Source organism: Dickeya sp. Secpp 1600 (genome assembly GCF_003049805.1).
GTDB classification, from domain to species: domain Bacteria; phylum Pseudomonadota; class Gammaproteobacteria; order Enterobacterales; family Enterobacteriaceae; genus Dickeya; species Dickeya fangzhongdai.
Map to the genome: position 1 here is coordinate 4682339 of NZ_CP023484.1, position 19598 is coordinate 4701936.

At 57.7% G+C, this 19598-nt stretch carries 14 protein-coding genes; 6 read left to right on the top strand and 8 right to left on the bottom strand.

Going from position 1 to position 19598, the window contains the following annotated elements:
• Positions 1-17 precede the first annotated feature (17 nt).
• From rbsK to CPA59_RS20925, 4 genes are all read left to right on the top strand, one after another.
• A complete protein-coding gene (gene rbsK, locus CPA59_RS20910) occupies positions 18-1229 on the top strand; it encodes a ribokinase (RefSeq protein ID WP_038664858.1) in 1212 nt (403 codons plus the stop codon).
• A gap of 58 nt (positions 1230-1287) precedes the next feature.
• Positions 1288-2208, top strand: a complete 921-nt coding sequence (locus tag CPA59_RS20915) for a dihydrodipicolinate synthase family protein (RefSeq protein ID WP_038920455.1) — start codon at positions 1288-1290, stop codon at positions 2206-2208.
• Between the two features lie 110 nt (positions 2209-2318).
• The gene (locus CPA59_RS20920; protein ID WP_049854240.1) at positions 2319-2798 is read left to right on the top strand and encodes a YhcH/YjgK/YiaL family protein; all 480 of its coding nucleotides are present in this window, start codon (positions 2319-2321) and stop codon (positions 2796-2798) included.
• Between the two features lie 5 nt (positions 2799-2803).
• Entirely contained in the window at positions 2804-4105 is a 1302-nt protein-coding gene (locus tag CPA59_RS20925) for an MFS transporter (protein WP_038920459.1), read from the top strand.
• 41 nt (positions 4106-4146) lie between these two features.
• Here the strand turns inward: CPA59_RS20925 and glpE are convergent, their stop codons facing one another.
• The gene (glpE, locus tag CPA59_RS20930; protein ID WP_049854241.1) at positions 4147-4467 is read right to left on the bottom strand and encodes a thiosulfate sulfurtransferase GlpE; all 321 of its coding nucleotides are present in this window, start codon (positions 4465-4467) and stop codon (positions 4147-4149) included.
• 363 nt (positions 4468-4830) lie between these two features.
• On the opposite strand from glpE, the gene glpD reads away from it, so the two are divergent.
• Complete coding sequence (glpD, locus tag CPA59_RS20935) at positions 4831-6330, top strand: glycerol-3-phosphate dehydrogenase (RefSeq protein WP_038664843.1); 1500 nt, start codon at positions 4831-4833, stop codon at positions 6328-6330.
• 412 nt (positions 6331-6742) lie between these two features.
• Here glpD and glgP read toward each other — a convergent pair whose 3' ends face one another.
• The 5 genes from glgP to glgB all read right to left on the bottom strand — a co-directional run bounded on the left by glgP (position 6743) and on the right by glgB (position 16174).
• Positions 6743-9190 (bottom strand): glycogen phosphorylase, encoded by a 2448-nt coding sequence (gene glgP / locus CPA59_RS20945; RefSeq protein ID WP_038920461.1) that lies wholly within the window; start codon positions 9188-9190, stop codon positions 6743-6745.
• A 22-nt stretch (positions 9191-9212) separates the two neighbouring features.
• Positions 9213-10646, bottom strand: a complete 1434-nt coding sequence (gene glgA / locus CPA59_RS20950; RefSeq protein ID WP_107760638.1) for a glycogen synthase GlgA — start codon at positions 10644-10646, stop codon at positions 9213-9215.
• A 74-nt stretch (positions 10647-10720) separates the two neighbouring features.
• Positions 10721-12007 (bottom strand): glucose-1-phosphate adenylyltransferase, encoded by a 1287-nt coding sequence (gene glgC / locus CPA59_RS20955; RefSeq protein ID WP_038920463.1) that lies wholly within the window; start codon positions 12005-12007, stop codon positions 10721-10723.
• A gap of 13 nt (positions 12008-12020) precedes the next feature.
• Complete coding sequence (glgX, locus tag CPA59_RS20960) at positions 12021-13991, bottom strand: glycogen debranching protein GlgX (protein ID WP_100850253.1); 1971 nt, start codon at positions 13989-13991, stop codon at positions 12021-12023.
• Positions 13991-16174 (bottom strand): 1,4-alpha-glucan branching protein GlgB, encoded by a 2184-nt coding sequence (gene glgB, locus CPA59_RS20965; protein ID WP_107760640.1) that lies wholly within the window; start codon positions 16172-16174, stop codon positions 13991-13993. Before glgB ends, glgX begins: the two co-directional genes overlap by 1 nt.
• A 382-nt stretch (positions 16175-16556) precedes the next feature.
• On the opposite strand from glgB, the gene CPA59_RS20970 reads away from it, so the two are divergent.
• A complete protein-coding gene (locus tag CPA59_RS20970) occupies positions 16557-18242 on the top strand; it encodes a sensor histidine kinase (protein WP_038920466.1) in 1686 nt (561 codons plus the stop codon).
• A 178-nt stretch (positions 18243-18420) separates the two neighbouring features.
• On the opposite strand, the gene CPA59_RS20975 is transcribed toward CPA59_RS20970, so the two are convergent.
• Together CPA59_RS20975 and nikR are read right to left on the bottom strand one after the other, a co-directional pair.
• Positions 18421-18633 carry a cold shock domain-containing protein gene (locus CPA59_RS20975; protein WP_013319797.1) on the bottom strand — a complete coding sequence of 71 codons (213 nt, stop codon included), beginning with the start codon at positions 18631-18633 and terminating at the stop codon, positions 18421-18423.
• Between the two features lie 384 nt (positions 18634-19017).
• On the bottom strand, positions 19018-19455 hold the full coding sequence (nikR, locus tag CPA59_RS20980; RefSeq protein ID WP_038920468.1) for a nickel-responsive transcriptional regulator NikR: 438 nt from the start codon (positions 19453-19455) through the stop codon (positions 19018-19020).
• Positions 19456-19598 lie beyond the last annotated feature (143 nt).

Below are 19598 nucleotides of genomic sequence, written 5' to 3' on the forward strand. Positions count from 1 at the left end.
TAAGAGGTGTTAAGGGTATGTTTCTTGAAGAGCGTAGAAACAAGATTCTGGAATATCTGGATCAATACGATCGCGCCAGCGTGGAATATCTGGCCGCTATTTTCTCTGTCACCAGAGAAACCATACGCAGTGATCTGAATGCCCTGGCCCGGCAACAACTGATTCAGCGTTGCCACGGCGGCGCCATTATTATTCGCCGCAGCCTGCAATCTCAGCTTATTACCGAAACCGGAAAAGATTTTGAGGTCCTGTTAAAGAAAATAAAAAATCAGGTAAGAAATAAAAGCATACGAAAAAAGGATAAAACCATGAAAGGTAAAGTCTGTATTCTTGGCTCGTTTAATGTGGATATTGTCGCCAGGGTCGCGCGTTTTCCCAAAGGCGGAGAATCGTTACTGGCGCAAGGCAGCGCACTGGGGCCAGGAGGAAAAGGCGCCAATCAGGCAATGGCCGCCAGTATGGCCGGTGCGAAAGTGCATTTTGTTTCCAAAGTCGGGAAAGATCAATTCAGTCATTTTGCTTACGAACATCTTTCAAAATCCGCCATTCACTCATTTAAATTATATCAGTCCGACACGGAACCGACCGGCAACGCGATTATTTATGTCTCGCTGCAAAATGGCGAAAATATGATTGCCATTTATTCCGGCGCCAATAAAACGCTGACCGATGAAGAAATTGCCGAAATCATGCCCGAGCTGGAAGACGCGGACGTATTGCTGCTGCAAATGGAAAATAATTTCCCGGCTACGCTAAGCGCCATGAAGCTGGCCAGGGCGCTCGACACGCAAATTATCCTGAATCCGGCCCCTTATTCCGACGATGTTTTATCCTGCCTCGATTATGTGGATATCATCACCCCGAATGAAACCGAAGCCTCATTACTGTCCGGTATTGAGATCAACAGCCTGGACAGTGCCAGACAAGCCGCGCAGAAAATCCACGCTCTTGGCGCCGCACGGGTGATCATCACCATGGGCGCCAACGGCGCCCTGCTGTTTGACGGTCAGCAATTCCAGCATATTCCAGCCTTTCCCGCCGTCAGCGTGGATACCACCGGCGCCGGCGATGCCTTCAACGGCGCATTCGCCGCCGCCGTGGCCGCCGGACAGAGCGTGGCGCAGGCCGCCACCTATGCCAATGCGTTCGCCTCTCTGGCGGTCGAACGGGAAGGCGCCGCCAATATGCCAACCCATCAGCAGGTGACGAACCGGCTGGCGCAACGCTGATTTACCCACACCTTATTTTTAAACACCCCGAACAGATTTTCGGGCAAGGAGAAAAAGAATGAAGAGCATCGAAGGCATCATTCCCGTCATGCTGACCCCGTTTAACACCAGAAACGAAATCGACTACCCCGGTCTGGCGAAACTGATTGACTGGTATCTGGACAAAGGAGTGGACGCGCTGTTCGCCGTCTGCCAGTCCAGCGAAATGTTGTTCCTCAGCCTGCAGGAGCGCGTGGATCTGGCTCGTTTCGTCGTAGACACCGTAGCGGGACGCGTGCCGGTGATCGCATCCGGCCACATCAGCGACGCTATCGACGAGCAGATTGCCGAACTGCAGGCGATGGCGGAAACCGGCATCGACGCGCTGGTGCTGGTCACCAATCATCTGGACCCGAAAAACCAAGGCTCGGCGACATTCTTCAGTACGCTGGACACGTTGCTGGCGGCGCTGCCGGCGACACTGCCGCTCGGCCTATACGAATGTCCGGCGCCGTATCGCCGCCTGCTGACGGATGAAGAACTGATGCACTGCGCCAACAGCGGCCGCTTTGTGGTGCTCAAGGACGTGAGTTGCGACCTGCCAACGGTAGAACGCCGGGTAAAACTCACCGCCGGCACGCCGCTGAATATCATCAACGCCAACGCCGCCATCGCTTTTCCGGCGATGCGCGCCGGCTCCAAAGGCTTTAGCGGCGTGTTCACCAACTTCCACCCGGAATTGTATCAGTGGCTGTATTCGCAAAGCCGGCAGCAGCCGGAACTGGCGCAGGAGCTGGCGACCTTTCTGTCGCTGGCGGCGGTCACCGAAACGCTGGGCTACCCCAAAAACGCCAAGATCTACCATCAGCGCCTCGGCACCTTTGAACACGATCACTGCCGGGTGACCGGGGACAATGTGCTGGAGAAATTCTGGGCCTTGACGGTGATCCTGGATCAGATTCGTCAGGGAACGGAACACTACCAGAAAAAAATTCAGTAACGATAACGTCACCGCCGTCAGGCGTATTGTCCGGCGAGTGGAAATAACGCCTTTATTTCCACCTGCCGGCTTAATGGCATGCTCTTGTCATTCACCAGGAATAACCCGCTATGATTATTTGCGATCAACAAGACTGGAGTCGGGAGAAATACGCAACACATCCGATTATTCATCAGGCCATCGATTATATTTCCACGACCGACTTTGCCGTGATGGCGACGGGGAAATACGACATTATTCCCGGAAAAATGTTCTGCTTATTACAAGAGTTCACCACAGAACCTGCCGAGGAACGGCTGGCGGAATCACATTTTAATTTTGTCGATATCCAATATTTATTACAGGGGGAAGAAACCATCGGCGTCGCACGCGGCAGCCGCAGCAATACTGTGATTGAAGACAAAAGCGAGCACCACGATATTGTCTTTTATCGCAATACTCAAAACGAAAGCTTTATTTCATTAACACCAGGCATGTTTGCCGTTTTCTTTCCGGAAGATCTGCACCGGCCATGCTGTCAAAGCCGAGGCCCGTCTTTTATTCGCAAAGCGGTGATTAAAATTCACATCAGTTTATTTACGGATTGCTGATTATTATGAAAAACGCCACCTCTACCTTACAAGATAATACGGTTATAACCACCTCGCCGATTACCCGCTTACGCTGGGGAATCATTTTCATTCTGTTAATGGCGGCGATCATCAATTACCTTGACCGCGCCAACTTGAGTATCGCCAATACCACCATCGCTAAAGAGTTCGGTTTCAGCGCCACCCAGATGGGCATGCTGCTTTCCGCCTTCCTGTGGCCTTATGCGCTCGCCAACCTGCCGGCCGGCTGGCTGGTGGACAAACTGGGGCCGAAAAAAATGTTTTCCGGCGCAGTGGGGTTGTGGTCAACCTTTACCGTGCTGGCCGGATTCATCAACGGCTATTCCATGTTCTATGGATTGCGCATGTTGCTGGGTATCGCCGAGTCGCCCTTTTTTACCTCGGGCATTAAAATCACCCACCGCTGGTTTTCCGCCCGCGAACGCGGCCTGCCGACCGCCATCATCAATACCGGCTCGCAGATCGCCAACGCCGTGGCGCCGCCGATTCTGACCGTACTGTTGCTGACGCTGGGCTGGCGCGGCATGTTTATCGCCATCGGCCTGGCGGGCATACCGCTGCTGCTGGTCTGGCTGAAGTTTTACCGCGAACCGACCGCGGCCGAAGAGCGCGACATTCATGCCGGAACAACAGCGGCGGCGCCGGCGTCCGGCGATGAGGCGGCCAAAAGCCAGCCAGGCTGGGGCGCGCTGTTTCGGCATAAAACCACCTGGTTCATGATTCTGGGTAATTTCTCCATCATGTTTACCATCTGGGTGTATCTGACCTGGCTGCCGGGCTATCTGGAAAAATCCCTCGGCTTCACGTTGAAACAGACCGGCTGGATTGCCTCCATTCCGTTCCTCGCCGGCATTCTCGGCGTGCTGTGTGGCGGTGCTATCTCCGATCGGCTGATTCGCCGCGGCGTCAACACCATCACCGCCCGTAAGATCCCTATCGTACTGGGAGCAGCATTGGCGGCCTGCTTTGTTGCGCCGATTCCTTTCGTCAGCAACACCTCGATGTCCATTCTGCTGTTATCGCTGGGATATTTCTGCTCGCAGTTGCCTTCCGGCGTCATCTGGACACTGGCGACCGACATTGCTCCCAAAGAGCAGGTGGCGTCACTTGGCGCCATTCAGAACTTCGGCGGTTTTCTCGGGGCAGCCAGCGCGCCCATTATTACCGGGGTGATTCTGGACGCCACCGGGATGTTCACCAATGTTTTCTTTCTGGGGGCGGGTTTGCTGATGCTGGGGGCGTTGAGCTACGGCTTGTTCGTCAAAAAACCGATTGAAGTCCGGTAATCAAGCCGGTGTGGCGCCTCGCGCGCCACACCGGTTCACCGTCATCCCGCCGCCACATCCTGCGGAAAGCGCGTTTGCCAGGCGTCGAAACCGCCATCCACGCTATATACGGCCTCAAAACCCAGGCTTATCAGGTAATTCGCCGCGTTACGGCTGCTGATGCCGTGATAGCACATCACCATCACCGGCTGTTCGAAATCGGCGCCGCGCACAAAATCCGACAGGGTTTCGTTGGTCAGGTGGGTCGAGCCAGGCACGTGGGCACCGCCGAAACTCTGCGGATCGCGAATATCCACCAGCACAGTGCCTTGCTGCCAGCGCTGATGCGCCTGCTCAATATCGATTGCCTCAAACTGCTCCATTGCCTGCCTCATATTGCCTGATAAAGGGTGGTGGTTACCGAATGGTATGCCTTGCATTACATTGCGCGCATTGTAACCCACTCATCGCGCCGATAGACCGGATAAACCACAGGGATATCGCGAACAACCGGGCGCGCGCGGCAGGGAAACCCCCCAGATCACCCGTGCCGAACAGGTTATCTTTAATTAAATCAGGCGCGAAACTGTTAGCTACATCACGCGCAAATGTTTTTAATTGGTTAACGCTTGGCTAACATGTTTGTTTTCGATTAATATCGTGAGCGAAAACGAACATTATTGCTTTTAACGACATTAATAGCTTTTAACGAATATGACGGCTTTTGACGTGGCGGAGGAGAAAACGTGGAAACCAAAGATCTGATCGTGATCGGCGGAGGCATTAACGGTACCGGCATCGCGGCGGATGCCGCCGGGCGCGGACTGTCCGTTCTGTTGCTGGAAGCGCAGGATCTGGCCTGCGCCACCTCCTCCGCCAGCTCAAAGCTGATTCATGGCGGCCTGCGCTATCTGGAACACTATGAGTTCCGGCTGGTGGGGGAAGCGCTGTCCGAACGCGAAGTGCTGCTGAAAATGGCGCCGCACATCATTTTCCCGATGCGTTTTCGCCTGCCGCACCAGCCGCACCTGCGTCCGGCCTGGATGATTCGCGCCGGTCTGTTCATGTACGACCATCTGGGCAAACGCGTCAGCCTGCCGTCCAGCCACGGGCTGCGATTCGGCCGTGAATCGGTGCTGAAACCGGAACTGACGCGCGGTTTCGAATATTCCGACTGCTGGGTGGACGACGCCCGTCTGGTGGTGCTGAACGCGCAGGAAGTCGTACGCCGCGGCGGCGAGGTGAAAACGCGCATGACCGTCACCCGCGCCCGCCGAGAAAACGGCCTGTGGGTGGTGGAAGCCGAAGACGCGCTGAGCGGCGAGACGCATCGCTGGCAGGCGAAAGGCCTGGTCAACGCAACCGGCCCGTGGGTACGCCAGTTCTTTGACGATGGTCTGGCGCTGCCGTCGCCGTACGGCATCCGACTGATCAAAGGCAGCCATATCGTCGTTCCGCGCGTACATCAGGAAGAGCAGGCCTACATTCTGCAGAATAAAGACCACCGCATCGTGTTTGTGATCCCGTGGCAGGATGAGTTTTCTATCATCGGCACTACCGATGTGGAGTACCACGGCGATCCGCATCAGGTGAAGATTGACGACAACGAAATTCGTTACCTGCTGGACGTATACAACGACCACTTCAAAAAGCAGCTGACGCGCGACGACATCGTCTGGAGCTACTCGGGCGTGCGTCCGTTGTGCGACGACGAGTCGGATTCACCGCAGGCCATCACCCGCGATTACACGCTGTCAGTGGCGGATGAAAGCGGTAAGGCGCCGCTGCTGTCGGTGTTCGGCGGCAAGCTGACCACCTACCGGAAGCTGGCGGAACACGCCATGGACAAGCTGGCGAAATACTACCCGCAGGCGGGCCAGGCGTGGACCAACCGCGCCATTCTGCCCGGCGGCGATATCAGCGGCAGCCGCGAAGACTACGCCGCCCTGCTGCGCCGCCGCTACAATCTGCCGGAAGCGCTGGCACGTCGCTACAGCCGCACCTACGGCACCCAGAGCGAGAAAATACTCGGCAACGCGCAGGCGTTGAGCGATCTGGGTGAACATTTCGGCCATACCCTGTACGAAGCCGAGCTGCGTTATCTGGTGGAGCACGAATGGGTGGTGTCGCTGGAAGACGCTATCTGGCGCCGCACCAAACTGGGCATGTGGCTGGATGACGCCCAACAGCAGCGTATTAGTGAATGGCTGGCAAACTACCGCAGTCAGTTAGCCAAGGCCGGTTAATCCCAAAGAAAAACGGCTTCCTTATGGAAGCCGTTTCTATTGACCTCACTCGATACAAAACGAAGGCGTTTTCGGCGTCAAAAACTGTGCTGAGGCTAGCGGCTTCGCCGGGTGAGCCGCATGGACGCGGTGAAAGCCCGTGTCGTGCTGGGAGCACGTCACGGGCGGCCCGAACTGCGAAGACGATTGCCGAAGGCACCGCGCCAGCGGCACAGTTTAGCCCTCAGCCAGAGGTCAAGGAGAGGTGGCGTTTGAACCTCTCCTTGTCGTGCATGCGATGATGTCGCAAAGGAATAACCGATGTCATCAAGCACGAAACCTCACACTACTCCGACATAAATCGCCAATCACAAAACAACAGCGCTGTTTGTCTACAGCCTAACTGCACATCCAGTTACACCATCCAATCGACCTACAACCGTATCGGCTTGATATGCCAGATGTCGTCGGCGTATTCCTGAATGGTGCGATCGGCGGAGAAATAGCCCATGTTGGCGATGTTGTGCAGGGTACGGCGCGTCCATTCGTCCTCGTCGCGGTAGACATCGTCCACCTTGTCGTGGCTATCCACATAACTGCGGTAATCCGCCAGCAACTGGTAGTGATCGCCGAAATTGACCAGCGAATCGAACAGGTCGGCATAGCGGCCCGGTTCATCCGGGCTGAACACGCCGGTGGCGATCTGCGTCAGCACCCGGTGCAACTCCTCGTCCTGATTGTAGAATTCACGCGGGTTGTAACCGTTACGCCGCAGTTCTTCCACCTGTTCCGTGGTGTTGCCGAAAATGAAGATATTCTCTTCCCCCACCCGTTCACGCATTTCGACGTTGGCGCCGTCCAGCGTGCCGATGGTCAGCGCGCCGTTCAGGGCAAACTTCATATTGCTGGTGCCGGAAGCCTCGGTGCCCGCCAGCGAAATCTGTTCCGACAGGTCGGCCGCCGGAATGATGATTTGCGCCAGGCTGACGCCGTAGTTGGGGATGAAAACGATCTTCAGTTTGTCTTTCACCTCCGGGTCATTGTTCACCACGCTGGCCACATCGTTGATCAGGTGAATGATGTGCTTGGCCATGTAGTAGGCGGATGCCGCCTTGCCGGCAAAGATGGCGACGCGCGGTACGCGATCCAGATTCGGGTCATCCTTGATGCGGTTATAAAGCGTAATCAGGTGCAATACGTTGAGCAGCTGACGTTTGTACTCATGAATACGCTTGATCTGCACATCAAACAACGCGCTGGGATCCACCACCACATCCAGATGCTGAGCGATGTAGATCGCCAGCCGCTTTTTGTTTTCCTGTTTGGCCTTACGCACTTTCTGCAGGAAGGCCGGAAAATCAATGTGCGGCTTCAGGTCCGCCAGTTGGCTCAGATCGGTGCGCCAGGTTTTGCCGATGGTGTCATCCAGCACTTTCGATAGCGACGGGTTCGCCAGCGCCAGCCAGCGCCGCGGAGTAACGCCGTTGGTTTTATTACAGAAACGGTCCGGATAGAGCCGGGCGAAGTCGGCGAACAGCGACTGCACCATCAGGTCGGTATGCAGCTGGGACACCCCGTTCACCTGATGGCTGCAGATCACCGCCAGCCATGCCATGCGCACTTTGCGCCCGTGGGTTTCATCCACGATCGACACCCGCGTCAGCAAATCGTTGTCGTTCGGGAAACGTTCCTGCACGTCGTCCAGAAAACGGTCGTTGATTTCGAAAATCAGTTGCAGATGGCGCGGCAAAATTTTGCCCATCATGTCGACCGGCCAGGTCTCCAGCGCCTCACCCATCAGGGTGTGGTTGGTGTAGGAGAACACCTTGGTGACCACTTCCCAGGCGGCGTCCCACTTGAACTTATGCTCGTCGATCAACAGGCGCATCAGTTCCGGAATCGCCAGCACCGGGTGGGTGTCGTTGAGGTGGATAGCGAATTTTTCCGCCAGATTGGCGTAGGTTTTGTGCATCATCCAGTGGCGGCTGAGGATATCCTGCACCGTGGCGGAGACCAGAAAGTACTCCTGACGTAAACGCAGCTCACGGCCGGAATAGGTGGAATCGTCGGGATACAGCACGCGCGACACGTTTTCGGAGTGGTTTTTATCCTCCACCGCCGCGAAATAGTCGCCCTGATTGAACTTACCGAGGTTGATTTCGTTACTGGCCTGCGCCGCCCACAGCCGCAGGGTGTTGGTGGCGTCGGTATCAAAGCCGGGGATGATTTGATCATAGGCGCAAGCGATGATCTCCTCGGTTTCCAGCCAGCGGGTTTTACTGCCTTCCTGCTGGATACGACCGCCGAAACGCACTTTGTAACGGGTGCTGTGGCGGACGAATTCCCACGGGTTACCGTATTCCAGCCAGTAATCCGGCGACTCCGCCTGCCTGCCGTCGACGATGTTCTGCCGGAACATACCGTACTCGTAACGGATGCCATAACCGCGCCCCGGCAGCGCCATAGTGGCGAGCGAGTCGAGGAAGCAGGCCGCCAGCCGTCCGAGACCGCCGTTGCCCAGCGCCGGATCGTCCTCTTCTTCCAGCAGCTCGTTTAGATCCAGGCCCATCGCTTCCAGCGCGTCCCTCAGATCGTCAAACATGCCCATCGCCAGCAGCGCGTTGGACAGCGTGCGTCCCAGCAGGAATTCCATCGACAGGTAGTAAACCTGCCGGACATCCTGCGATAACTGCGCGCGATTGGAACGCAGCCAGCGCTCTACCATGCGATCCCGCACGGCCAACACCGCGGCATTCAGCCAGTCATGTTTACTGGCGATGCTGGGATCCTTGCCTACGGTAAACATCAACTTGTAAGCGATGGAGTGTTTCAGCGCGTCTACGCTAAGCGTAGGTGAGTTGTAGATAAATGGAGAGTTCATATGTCATTCCCACTGATGCGTACTACCACAGACGTTGATAAAGCGCACGATAGGCCTGGGCAGCAACCTGCCAACTAAAATCCATTGCCATTGCCTGACGCTGTACATAACGCCAGAGCGAAGGGCGTGACCACAACACAAAGACCCGACGAATCGCCCGCGACAGCGACGCTGTATTGCAATCGCTGAACACAAAACCACTCGCCAGGCCATCGGCCAGATTTTCCAGCGAGCAATCTGCCACTGTATCCGCCAGCCCGCCGGTGCGCCTGACCAGCGGTAACGTGCCGTATTTCAGGCCGTACAACTGAGTCAAACCGCAGGGTTCGAACCGACTAGGAACCATAATCACATCCGCGCCGCCAATAATGCGGTGCGAGAACGCTTCGTGATAACCGATCTGAACGCCGACACGGCCGTGATACTCCGCCGCCGCCGCCAGAAAACCTTCCTGCAGGGTGGCGTCGCCCGCCCCCAGCACCACCAGTTGCCCGCCCTGCTCCAGCAAACCCGGCACGGCCTGCAACGCGATATCCAACCCCTTCTGACTGGTAAGACGGCTGACGATGGCGAACACCGGCACCCGGTCATCCACCTTAAGCCCCATCGCCGTTTGCAGATGCCGTTTGTTATCCGCCTTGCGCGCCAGCTCATCGCGGCTATAGGTGGCGGTCAGCAACGAATCGTGCGCCGGGTTCCAGATCTCGTCATCCACGCCGTTGAGGATGCCGGACAGACGACCGGCGTCTTCCCGCGACTTCAGCAACCCCTCCAGCCCGTAGCCGTATTCCGTCTGAGTGATCTCATGCGCATAGGTCGGGCTGACGGTGGTGATGTGATCCGCATAGTACAGCCCGGCTTTGAGGTACGAGATCTGACCGTAGAATTCCAGCCCGTACATGCTGAAGGACTCCGGCGGCAACCGCAGCTCCGACATGTGACGGGCATCAAATAATCCCTGATAAGCCAGATTATGGACGGTAAATACCGATTTTGCCGGTCGACCTTTCGCCGCCAGGTAAGCGCAAGCCAGACCGGCATGCCAGTCGTGGGCGTGCACGATGTCCGGCCGCCAGAACGGATCGACGCCGCTGGCCATTTCCGCCCCCATCCAACCCAGCAGACCGAAGCGCAGAAAATTATCCGAATAGGCAAACAAAGAGGTGTCGTGATACGGGCTGCCCGCCCGTTCATACAGGTGGGGAACATCGATCAGGTAGATGCCCACGCCGTTGTAATGACCGTAGCGCAGCGTGACACGACCGCCAAACGTATCCAGTTCCCGCACCACCTGCGCATCCGGGATGCCTTTTTTCAGGTCGGGGAACGCCGGCAACAGCACCCGCACATCCATCCCCGCGGCGATCTGCGCGCCGGGCAATGCCCCCACCACATCCGCCAGTCCCCCGGTTTTCAGCAGGGGGAACAGCTCTGAACACACATGTAATACCCGCATCTTGTCTCCCGTAGCCGCCTCGTCTCTGGCGCGGCGGCATCAATCCCCCGGCCGCCCTCGGCCGGGCATCGCGGCTAAGGTTTGAGTTTGGCCAGCATGGCGCGCGTCACCAGCACAATCCCTTCTTCGGAACGATAAAAGCGACGGTTGTCATCCTCGGCGTTCTCGCCGATCACCATGCCTTCCGGAATTTCGCAGGCGCGATCGACAATGCAGCGATGCAGACGGCATGAGCGTCCCACTTTGACATCCGGCAGCAACACCGACGAATCGATGCTGCAGAAGGAGTTGATTCGCACCCGCGGAAATAGCACCGAGTGCGTTACCACCGAGCCGGAGACGATGCACCCGCCGGAAACCAGCGAATTCATGGTCAGCCCGTGGCTGCCGGAGCGGTCCTGCACGAATTTGGCGGGCGGCAAGGCCGCCATCGCCGAGCGAATCGGCCAGTTGTGGTCGTACATGTCCAGTTCCGGCATGACCGAAGCCAGATCGAGGTTGGCGCGCCAGTAGGCCTCCAGCGTTCCCACGTCCCGCCAGTAAGGCGGCGCGTTGTCCGAGGAGGTAACGCAGGAGAGCGTGAAGGGGTGCGCCCAGGCATGCCCTTGCGCCACGATTTTCGGGATCAGGTCTTTGCCGAAATCGTGGCTGGAGTCCGAGGTGCACACGTCTTCTTCCAGCCGCCGGTAGAGATAGTCGGCGTTGAACACGTAGATCCCCATGCTGGCCAGCGCCATGTCCGGGTTATCCGGCATCGGCGTCGGTTTGGCGGGTTTCTCTTCAAAGCTGACGATGCGGTTATCCTTGTCCACGCTCATGATGCCGAAGGCGTGCGCCTCTTTAATCGGCACCGGGATACAGGCTACCGAGCACTCGGCGCCGTTCTCCACGTGGTCCAGCAGCATGCGGGAATAATCCATCTTGTAGATGTGGTCGCCGGCCAGAATCACTACGTATTCCGCCCGATAGCGCCGGATAATATCCAGGTTATGGCACACGGCGTCGGCGGTGCCGCGATACCAGTGATCGTTTTCATCGTGTCGTTGCTGCGCCGGCAGCAAATCGACAAATTCGTTCATCTCGGTATTCAGGAACGACCAGCCGCGCTGGATGTGCTGCACCAGCGTGTGCGACTGATACTGAGTAATGACGCCAATCCGGCGGATACCGGAATTCAGGCAGTTGGAAAGAGCAAAATCGATAATTCGGTACTTACCGCCAAAGTGTACGGCCGGCTTGGCGCGGTATGCGGTCAAATCTTTCAGTCGGGTACCTCGCCCGCCCGCCAGAATCAGCGCGACGGATTTTAGGGGCAATTGTCTGGCCAGCATCAGAGGATCGTGTTTGTCAGTACTCACCATGTCAGGCTCCTTATTATTGTTTTACCAGTACGCACACCGCATTCGCCTGCCCGCGCCAGACCCGCCCATCGAGTGGATGGTCGGCCGCGCTAAACGGCGGCTCAACCCGCCATTCCCCTTCCGGCAGGGAGAAATCACATTCCTGCGGCGTGGCATTGATCAACAGTAGCCAGCGTTCGGAAAGCTGGATTTGCAACTGGTGTGCTCCCTGTTCCCATTCGTACGGCGTTAATGCCTCTCCCTGCGCATTCAGCCACCGCACGTCGTTCTCGCCGTCACGCCACCAGCGCCCCCGCTGCAACGCAGGGATAGACCGGCGCAGCCGGATCAACCCGGACGTAAACGCGAGCAACGCGTCATCCGCCTGATCCCAATGCAACCAGGCCAGCGCGTTGTCCTGACAGTAGGCGTTATTGTTGCCCTGCTGGCTGTTGCCGAATTCATCGCCCGCCAGCAGCATCGGCGTTCCCTGCGACAGCAGCAGCGTGGTCAGCAGCGCCTGCTGACTGACGCGCCGCCGCGCCTGTGTCGCCTCATCCGCCTCCAGCCCCTCGGTCCCGTGGTTGAAACTGAAATTGCTGTTGGTGCCGTCCCGGTTTTGCTCCCCGTTGGCGTCGTTGTGCTTGTGGTTGAAACACACCAGATCGCGCAGGGTAAAACCGTCATGAGAGGTCAGCATGTTGACCGACGCCCAGGGCTGCCGGCTGCCGCGCTCAAACACCTCGCTGGAGGCGGCGAAACGACGGGCCAGCACCCCAACGGGGAGATCGCCATGCAGCCAGAAACGGCGTATGTCGTCGCGGAAGCGGTCGTTCCACTCCGCGAACGGCGCCGGGAATTGCCCCAGTTGGTAACCGCCGGGACCGATGTCCCAGGGTTCGGCAATCAATTTGCAGTCGCGCAGCGAGCGGTGATTGCGCAGGGCCGTAAAGAACGGAGCGGCGGAAGAAAAATCCGGCAGGCGTCCCAGAATCGTCGCCAGATCAAAACGAAAACCATCCACATGGCAGACCTCGCGCCAGAACGTCAGACACTCGATCACCCAATGCAGCACCGCCGGATGCTCAAGCCGCAGCACGTTGCCGCACCCCGCCCAGTTGTGATAATCGCCGTTCTCCGTCAGCCAGTAGTAGCTGGCGTTATCAATACCGCGCAGCGTCAGGGTCGGGCCGTCTACATCCAGCTCCGCGCTGTGGTTAAACACCACATCCAGAATCACCTCGATACCGGCCTGATGCAGCGCACGCACCGCGTCGCGGAACTCGTTGAGCGGGTCATCGCTCGCCGCCAGGCTGCTGTCCACCGCAAATGGCAACAGCGTGTTGTAGCCCCAGTAATTGCGCAGGCCCATTGATTGCAGACGCGGCTCGTCGGCATGCTGGTGGATAGGCATCAGCTCCAGCGCGGTCACGCCCAGTTGCGTCAGATAATCCAGCATCACCGGGTGAGCCAGCGCGGCATAGGTGCCGCGTATCGCCGCCGGAATACCGGGGTGTCGACGGGTCAACCCGCGCACGTGGGCTTCGTACAGCACCGTCTGCCCCCAGGGGGTGCGCGGCAGCCGGTCGTTCTGCCAGTCGTAATGTTCGTCCACCACCACGCTGCGCGGCATCACTTCGGCGCTGTCGGAAAGGTCGGGCTGGTCGTAACCGCCGTGCAGCCGCTCGTCATCCACCACCCAGCCGTCCATCTGCCGGGCGCAAGGGTCAAGCAACAGCTTATTGGCGTTGAAACGCAGCCCGCGTCGCGGCTCGAACGCGCCATCGACGCGATAGCCGTAGCACAAGCCCGGCTGAGCGTCCGGCAGATAACCGTGCCAGATATCGCCAGTGCGGGCCGTCAGCGGCAAACGCTGCTCCCGCAGGCCGTCAAAAATACACAATTCCACCCGCGACGCCCCGGATGAGAACAAGGCGAAGTTCACGCCTTCGCCATCGAAATGAGAGCCTAATGGTCGCGGGCGACCCGCCAGCAGCTCAGCCATTACGCCTCCTTCACCAGATATAAGGTGGAGAGCGGCGGCAGCGTCAGCACCAGCGACTGCGGCCGGGAATGGCTACCCACCGTTTCGCTGCGCACCAGTCCCTGATTGCCAAGGTTACTGCCGTGGTAATGCCAGGAGTCGGTATTAAGCACCTCGCGCCACTGCCCCGGCTGGTTGATGCCGACGCGATAGCCGTCCCGAGGCACCGGCGTAAAGTTGCTGATAATCAGCATTTCGTTGCCGTCGACATCACGCCGGATAAAGGCGAACACCGAGTTTTCCCGGTCGTCCACCACCACCCATTCGAAGCCCTGATGCAGGTAGTCGCACTGATAGAGCGGCGGATGCTGGCGGTAACAGTGGTTGAGGTCGCGCACCAGTTGCTGCACCCCGGCGTGCCAGCCTTCCTCCTCATCCAGCAGATGCCAGTCCAGGCTGGTGTCATGGTTCCACTCCCGCCCCTGCGCAAATTCACTGCCCATGAACAGCAGCTTCTTGCCGGGGTACGCCCACATGAAACCGTAGTAGGCGCGCAGGTTGGCGAACTTCTGCCAGGCGTCGCCGGGCATCCTATCCAGCAACGAGCGCTTGCCGTGCACCACTTCGTCATGCGACAGCGGCAGCACGAAGTTTTCGCTATAGGCGTACAGCATGCCGAAGGTCAGCAGGTCGTGGTGGTATTTGCGGTGTACCGGGTCCAGTTGCATGTAGGCCAGCGAGTCATGCATCCAGCCCATGTTCCACTTGTAGTGGAAACCCAGCCCGCCATGCTCCGGCGGCAACGTCACCCCGGCGTAATCGGTGGATTCTTCGGCGATGGTGACCGCGCCGGCATGATGCTGCCCCAGCATCTGATTGGTGTAGCGCAGGAAGCCGATCGCCTCCAGATTCTCCTTGCCGCCGAAATAGTTCGGCACCCATTCCCCGTCGCGGCGGCTGTAATCGCGGTAAATCATCGAGGCCACCGCGTCTACCCGCAGCCCGTCGACGCCAAAGCGCTCCGTCCAGTACAACGCGTTACCCGCCAGATAGTTGCGCACTTCGTGGCGATCAAAGTTATAAATCAGCGTGTTCCAGTCCTGGTGGTAGCCTTCTTTCGGGTCGGCGTATTCGTACAGCGCGGTGCCGTCAAAACGCGCCAGCCCGTAGCTGTCCGCCGGGAAATGGCCGGATACCCAGTCCAGCAGCACATTGATGCCCGCCTCATGAAAGGCCGACACCAGATAGCGGAAATCGTCCGGCGAACCGAAACGACGGGTGGGCGCGTATAACCCCAGCGGCTGATAGCCCCAGCTGCCGTCAAACGGGTGCTCATGCACCGGCATCAGTTCAACGTGGGTAAATCCCATTTCTTTCACGTACGGCACCAGTTGGTCCGCCAGCTCGCGGTAGCTGAGCCAGAAATTATTGTCGGTGTGCCGCCGCCATGACCCTAAATGCACCTCGTAAATGGAAATCGGCGATTGCAGATCGTTGGCGTGTTGCCGCGCTTCATCCACCGGCAACGCGGGCGGCAGACGGCCGACCACCGACGCGGTATCCGGGCGCATCTGCGACTCGAACGCATAGGGGTCGGACTTCACCAGCACATTGCCGTAACAGTCGATAATCTCGAACTTGTACAGCTGACCCGGCCCGACGCCCGGCACAAACAGCTCCCACACGCCGTTTTCGCGCCGCAGACGCATCGGATGGCGGCGACCGTCCCAGAAATTGAAATCGCCCACCACCGACACCCGCTGGGCATTCGGCGCCCAGACGGCAAAACAGGTGCCATCGACGCCATCCAACGTAGTCGGATGCGCGCCCAGCGTTTCAAACGGCCGCAAATGGCGCCCTTCCGCCAACAGCCAGATATCCAGCTCCTGCAACAGCGTGCCAAAACGATAAGGGTCATCGATAACATGCGTATCCTGCTGCCAGGTCACCGCCAGCCGATAGCTGAACGGCTTTTTGCGGCGGGGCAGCACCGACGAGAAAAAACCGCGCGGGTCCCGGCATTGCAGGTCCGCCACTTTACGTCCGCTGTGTGCGTCCACCACGTGCACGTCGCTGGCATCGGGAAGCAGCGCGCGCACTTCCAGCCCCGAGGCGGTGTCATGCATACCCAGTACCGCAAAAGGATCGGCGTAATGGCCGGAAAAAAGGAGATTAATAATGTTCTGATCAGAAAACCCTGACATGGCATCCATCCTCTGAATTAACCATCTGAATAAGTTAAGCATGTTAAAGAGACAGATCATTTCTTCGGCATTCTTGTGGATAGGGAAATGCCCTGCGTCAATAACAGAAAAGGAACCAGCCTGACCCCATAAAAAAAGAAAACGCACCCGAACAGAAAACACCTCACAGCACTCGCTGAGCCTGCGAAGCATTTTTCAGACAAACCTAAGATTCAGCTTAGTCAAGAAAAGAGAAAACATTTGAGATTATGGATAAATTTTTGCGCCAAAGACTTATAAGAAAAAATAATTAATCATAGTGTTAGCGAATGTTGATCCTGTCCGGAGATTGTTCGACCGCGACGGGTAAAATCGGATGCATCAACAGGGAGGTGTACTGCTTATGATAAGCCAAATCGATCTGATTCTGTCATTGCTGCAACAAACATGCGTCTATCTGGTCATTGCCTATCTATTGAGCAAAACTCCGCTGTTTATTCCGCTGACGCAGGTCACCATCCGCCTGCCGCATAAACTGATCTGCTACCTGACCTTCTCGATGTTCTGCATCCTCGGCACCTATTTTGGCCTGCATATCGACGATTCCATCGCCAATACCCGCGCCATCGGCGCGCTGCTGGGCGGCGTACTGGGCGGGCCGTCGGTGGGGGTGCTGGTCGGGCTGACCGGCGGTTTGCATCGCTATTCCCTCGGCGGCATGACCGCGCTGGCCTGTATGGTTTCCACTATCGCGGAAGGGCTGGCCGGCGGCCTGCTGCACCGCTACCTGACCCGCCGCCATCGCGTCGATCTGCTGTTCCAGCCGCTGGTCATCGCCGCCGCCACCCTGCTGGTGGAAGTGTTGCAGATGAGCATCATCCTGCTGTTGTCGCGGCCATTCGGCGACGCGCTGACGCTGGTCAAAAGCATCGCGCTGCCGATGATCATCACCAACAGCGTCGGGGCGGCGATGTTCATGCGCATCCTGCTGGACCGGCGGGCGATGTTCGAGAAATACACGTCGGCGTTTTCCGCCCGGGCGTTGCAGATTGCCGCCCGCGCCGAAGGGGCGCTGCGGGAAGGATTTAATCCGAGAACCAGTATGCGGGTGGCGCGCATCCTGTATGAAGAGTTGGGCGTCGGCGCGGTCGCCATCACCGATCGGGAAAAATTGCTGGCGTTCGTCGGTACCGGCGACGATCACCACACGGCCGGCTCGCTGATCACCTCGCCGTTCACCCATCAGGCCATCGACCACAATCAGGTGGTGTACGCCGACGGCAACGAAGCGCCCTTCAACTGTTCCATCTCACCGCACTGTAAGCTTGGGTCCACGCTGGTGATACCGCTGCGCGGCGAAGAACAGCGGGTGATCGGCACCATCAAGCTGTATGAACCGAAAAACAAGCTATTCTCCAGCATCAACCGGACGCTGGGGGAAGGCATCGGTCACCTGCTGTCGGCCCAGATTTTCGCCGGCCGTTTTGAGCAACAGAAACAATTGCTGGCGCAGTCCGAAATCAAACTGCTGCACGCTCAGGTCAACCCGCACTTCCTGTTCAACGCCCTCAATACCCTGTCGGCGATTATTCGCCGCAACCCGGATCAGGCGCGTCAGTTGGTGCTGTCGCTATCCACCTTCTTTCGCAAAAACCTCAAGCGCAGCAGTGACGAAGTGGCTCTCAGCGATGAGCTGGAGCATGTCGACGCCTACCTTGAAATCGAAAAGGCGCGTTTCGCCAATCTGCTGACGGTGGACATTGCCATTCCGCCGTCGCTCAGGGCCGCCAGGCTACCGGCCTTTTCCCTGCAGCCGCTGGTGGAAAACGCCATCAAGCACGGCATCTCCCAAATGCTGGACAACGGCCATTTGCGCATTGACGCCCGCACCCACGCCAACATGCTGGAGCTGACGGTGGAGGACAACGCCGGGACTTATCACCCGCGCAACGGCGGCGACGGGCTGGGCATGAATCTGGTGGACCGGCGCATCAAGGCGCGTTACGGCCATCACTACGGCATCACCGTCACCAGCGAGCCGGAACACTTTACCCGCGTGCGGGTACGAGTGCCGCTGCGGGTGGGATAAATTCGCGGCCGAAACCGCTCATTATTTACTACACCTGTTCAGGCGTTTCAGTATGCCAATAATAAAAAACGGCTTCCCTTGTGGGGAAGCCGCTCTCAGGCAGACCTGGGTATCACATCAGCTTAACTGCTCCGGCTAACGCCATCTTCGCTATCGTAAGCGATGATTACCCGGGGAATTACAGCCCTACAACGTTTTCAGCGGAAGGACCTTTCGGGCCGTTGCCGATAACGAATTCAACTTTCTGGCCTTCGTACAGAGTTTTGAAGCTATCGCTCTGAATGGCGGAGAAGTGAACGAACACGTCTTTGCTGCCGTCTGCCGGAGTGATGAAGCCAAAACCTTTAGTTTCGTTAAACCATTTTACTGAACCAGTCATTTTATTAGACATTATATTACCTCGTAATTTTTTCCAGCCCGTTAGAGGGCAATATAGGTCTGCATTGCAGGAAATACTTATGAGCAAGAAAAAAAGAGATTCAGGGGAAGTGATATCGAGGATAACGCTTGGACTGAGGACTGCTTTAGTAAAATGCTTTGCATAAATAGGTCTGACTAACAAACCGTGACACCATTAACGCATTCATCCGGAACGAATGCAAGCGTTATGTATTATCGCGAGATGTAAATATTTTATATTTATTATAATTCATGAAGTTAATGAATCCCGATAGGTTATTTCTTCGACACCACCGGTTTCAAGGCAGAGGCCGAAGCGCAGGATATTTTGCCAACGCCACGCCACAACCTGCGGCTCCCCCCACCAGACCGCTGATTATTTGTGCTTTTCCGGTTCCGCGCCATTGGCGGCATGATCCATCGGGATCAGGTTCAATCGGCCGTGACGCACGCCGGTCTGGGCGATGACCGACGCGGCGAACTGTTCCACCCGCTCGGTCGGCCCGCGCAGAATCACGGTTTCCACACACTCGTCATGGCTCAGATGGGTATGCATGGTGGACACGGTGAGGTGATGATGCTCATGCTGCATGCCGGCCAGTCGGCTCGACAGTTGGCGTTCGTGATGGTCGTACACATAGCTCAGCACCGCCACGCATTCCGCGTTTTTATCCTGCGCCACCGTCATTTCGCCCAGCTCACGCCGCAGCATATCGCGAAACGCTTCCGACCGGTTGGCATAGCCTTTACGCAGCATCAACGCGTCCAGCGCCTCGGCCAGCGGGTCATCCAGAGAAATCGTCAGTCGTTGCATGTCGGCCTCACAGAAAAGCGAAAAGAATCCCCGGCGACGTCGCCGCTCGGGTCGCCCCATTATGCCGCGCGCCGCAACGGCTATCGTGACGCAGCGCAATATGGCGTGTGAATCAGTAGGACGCAACGGGCGAGATTTGGGGG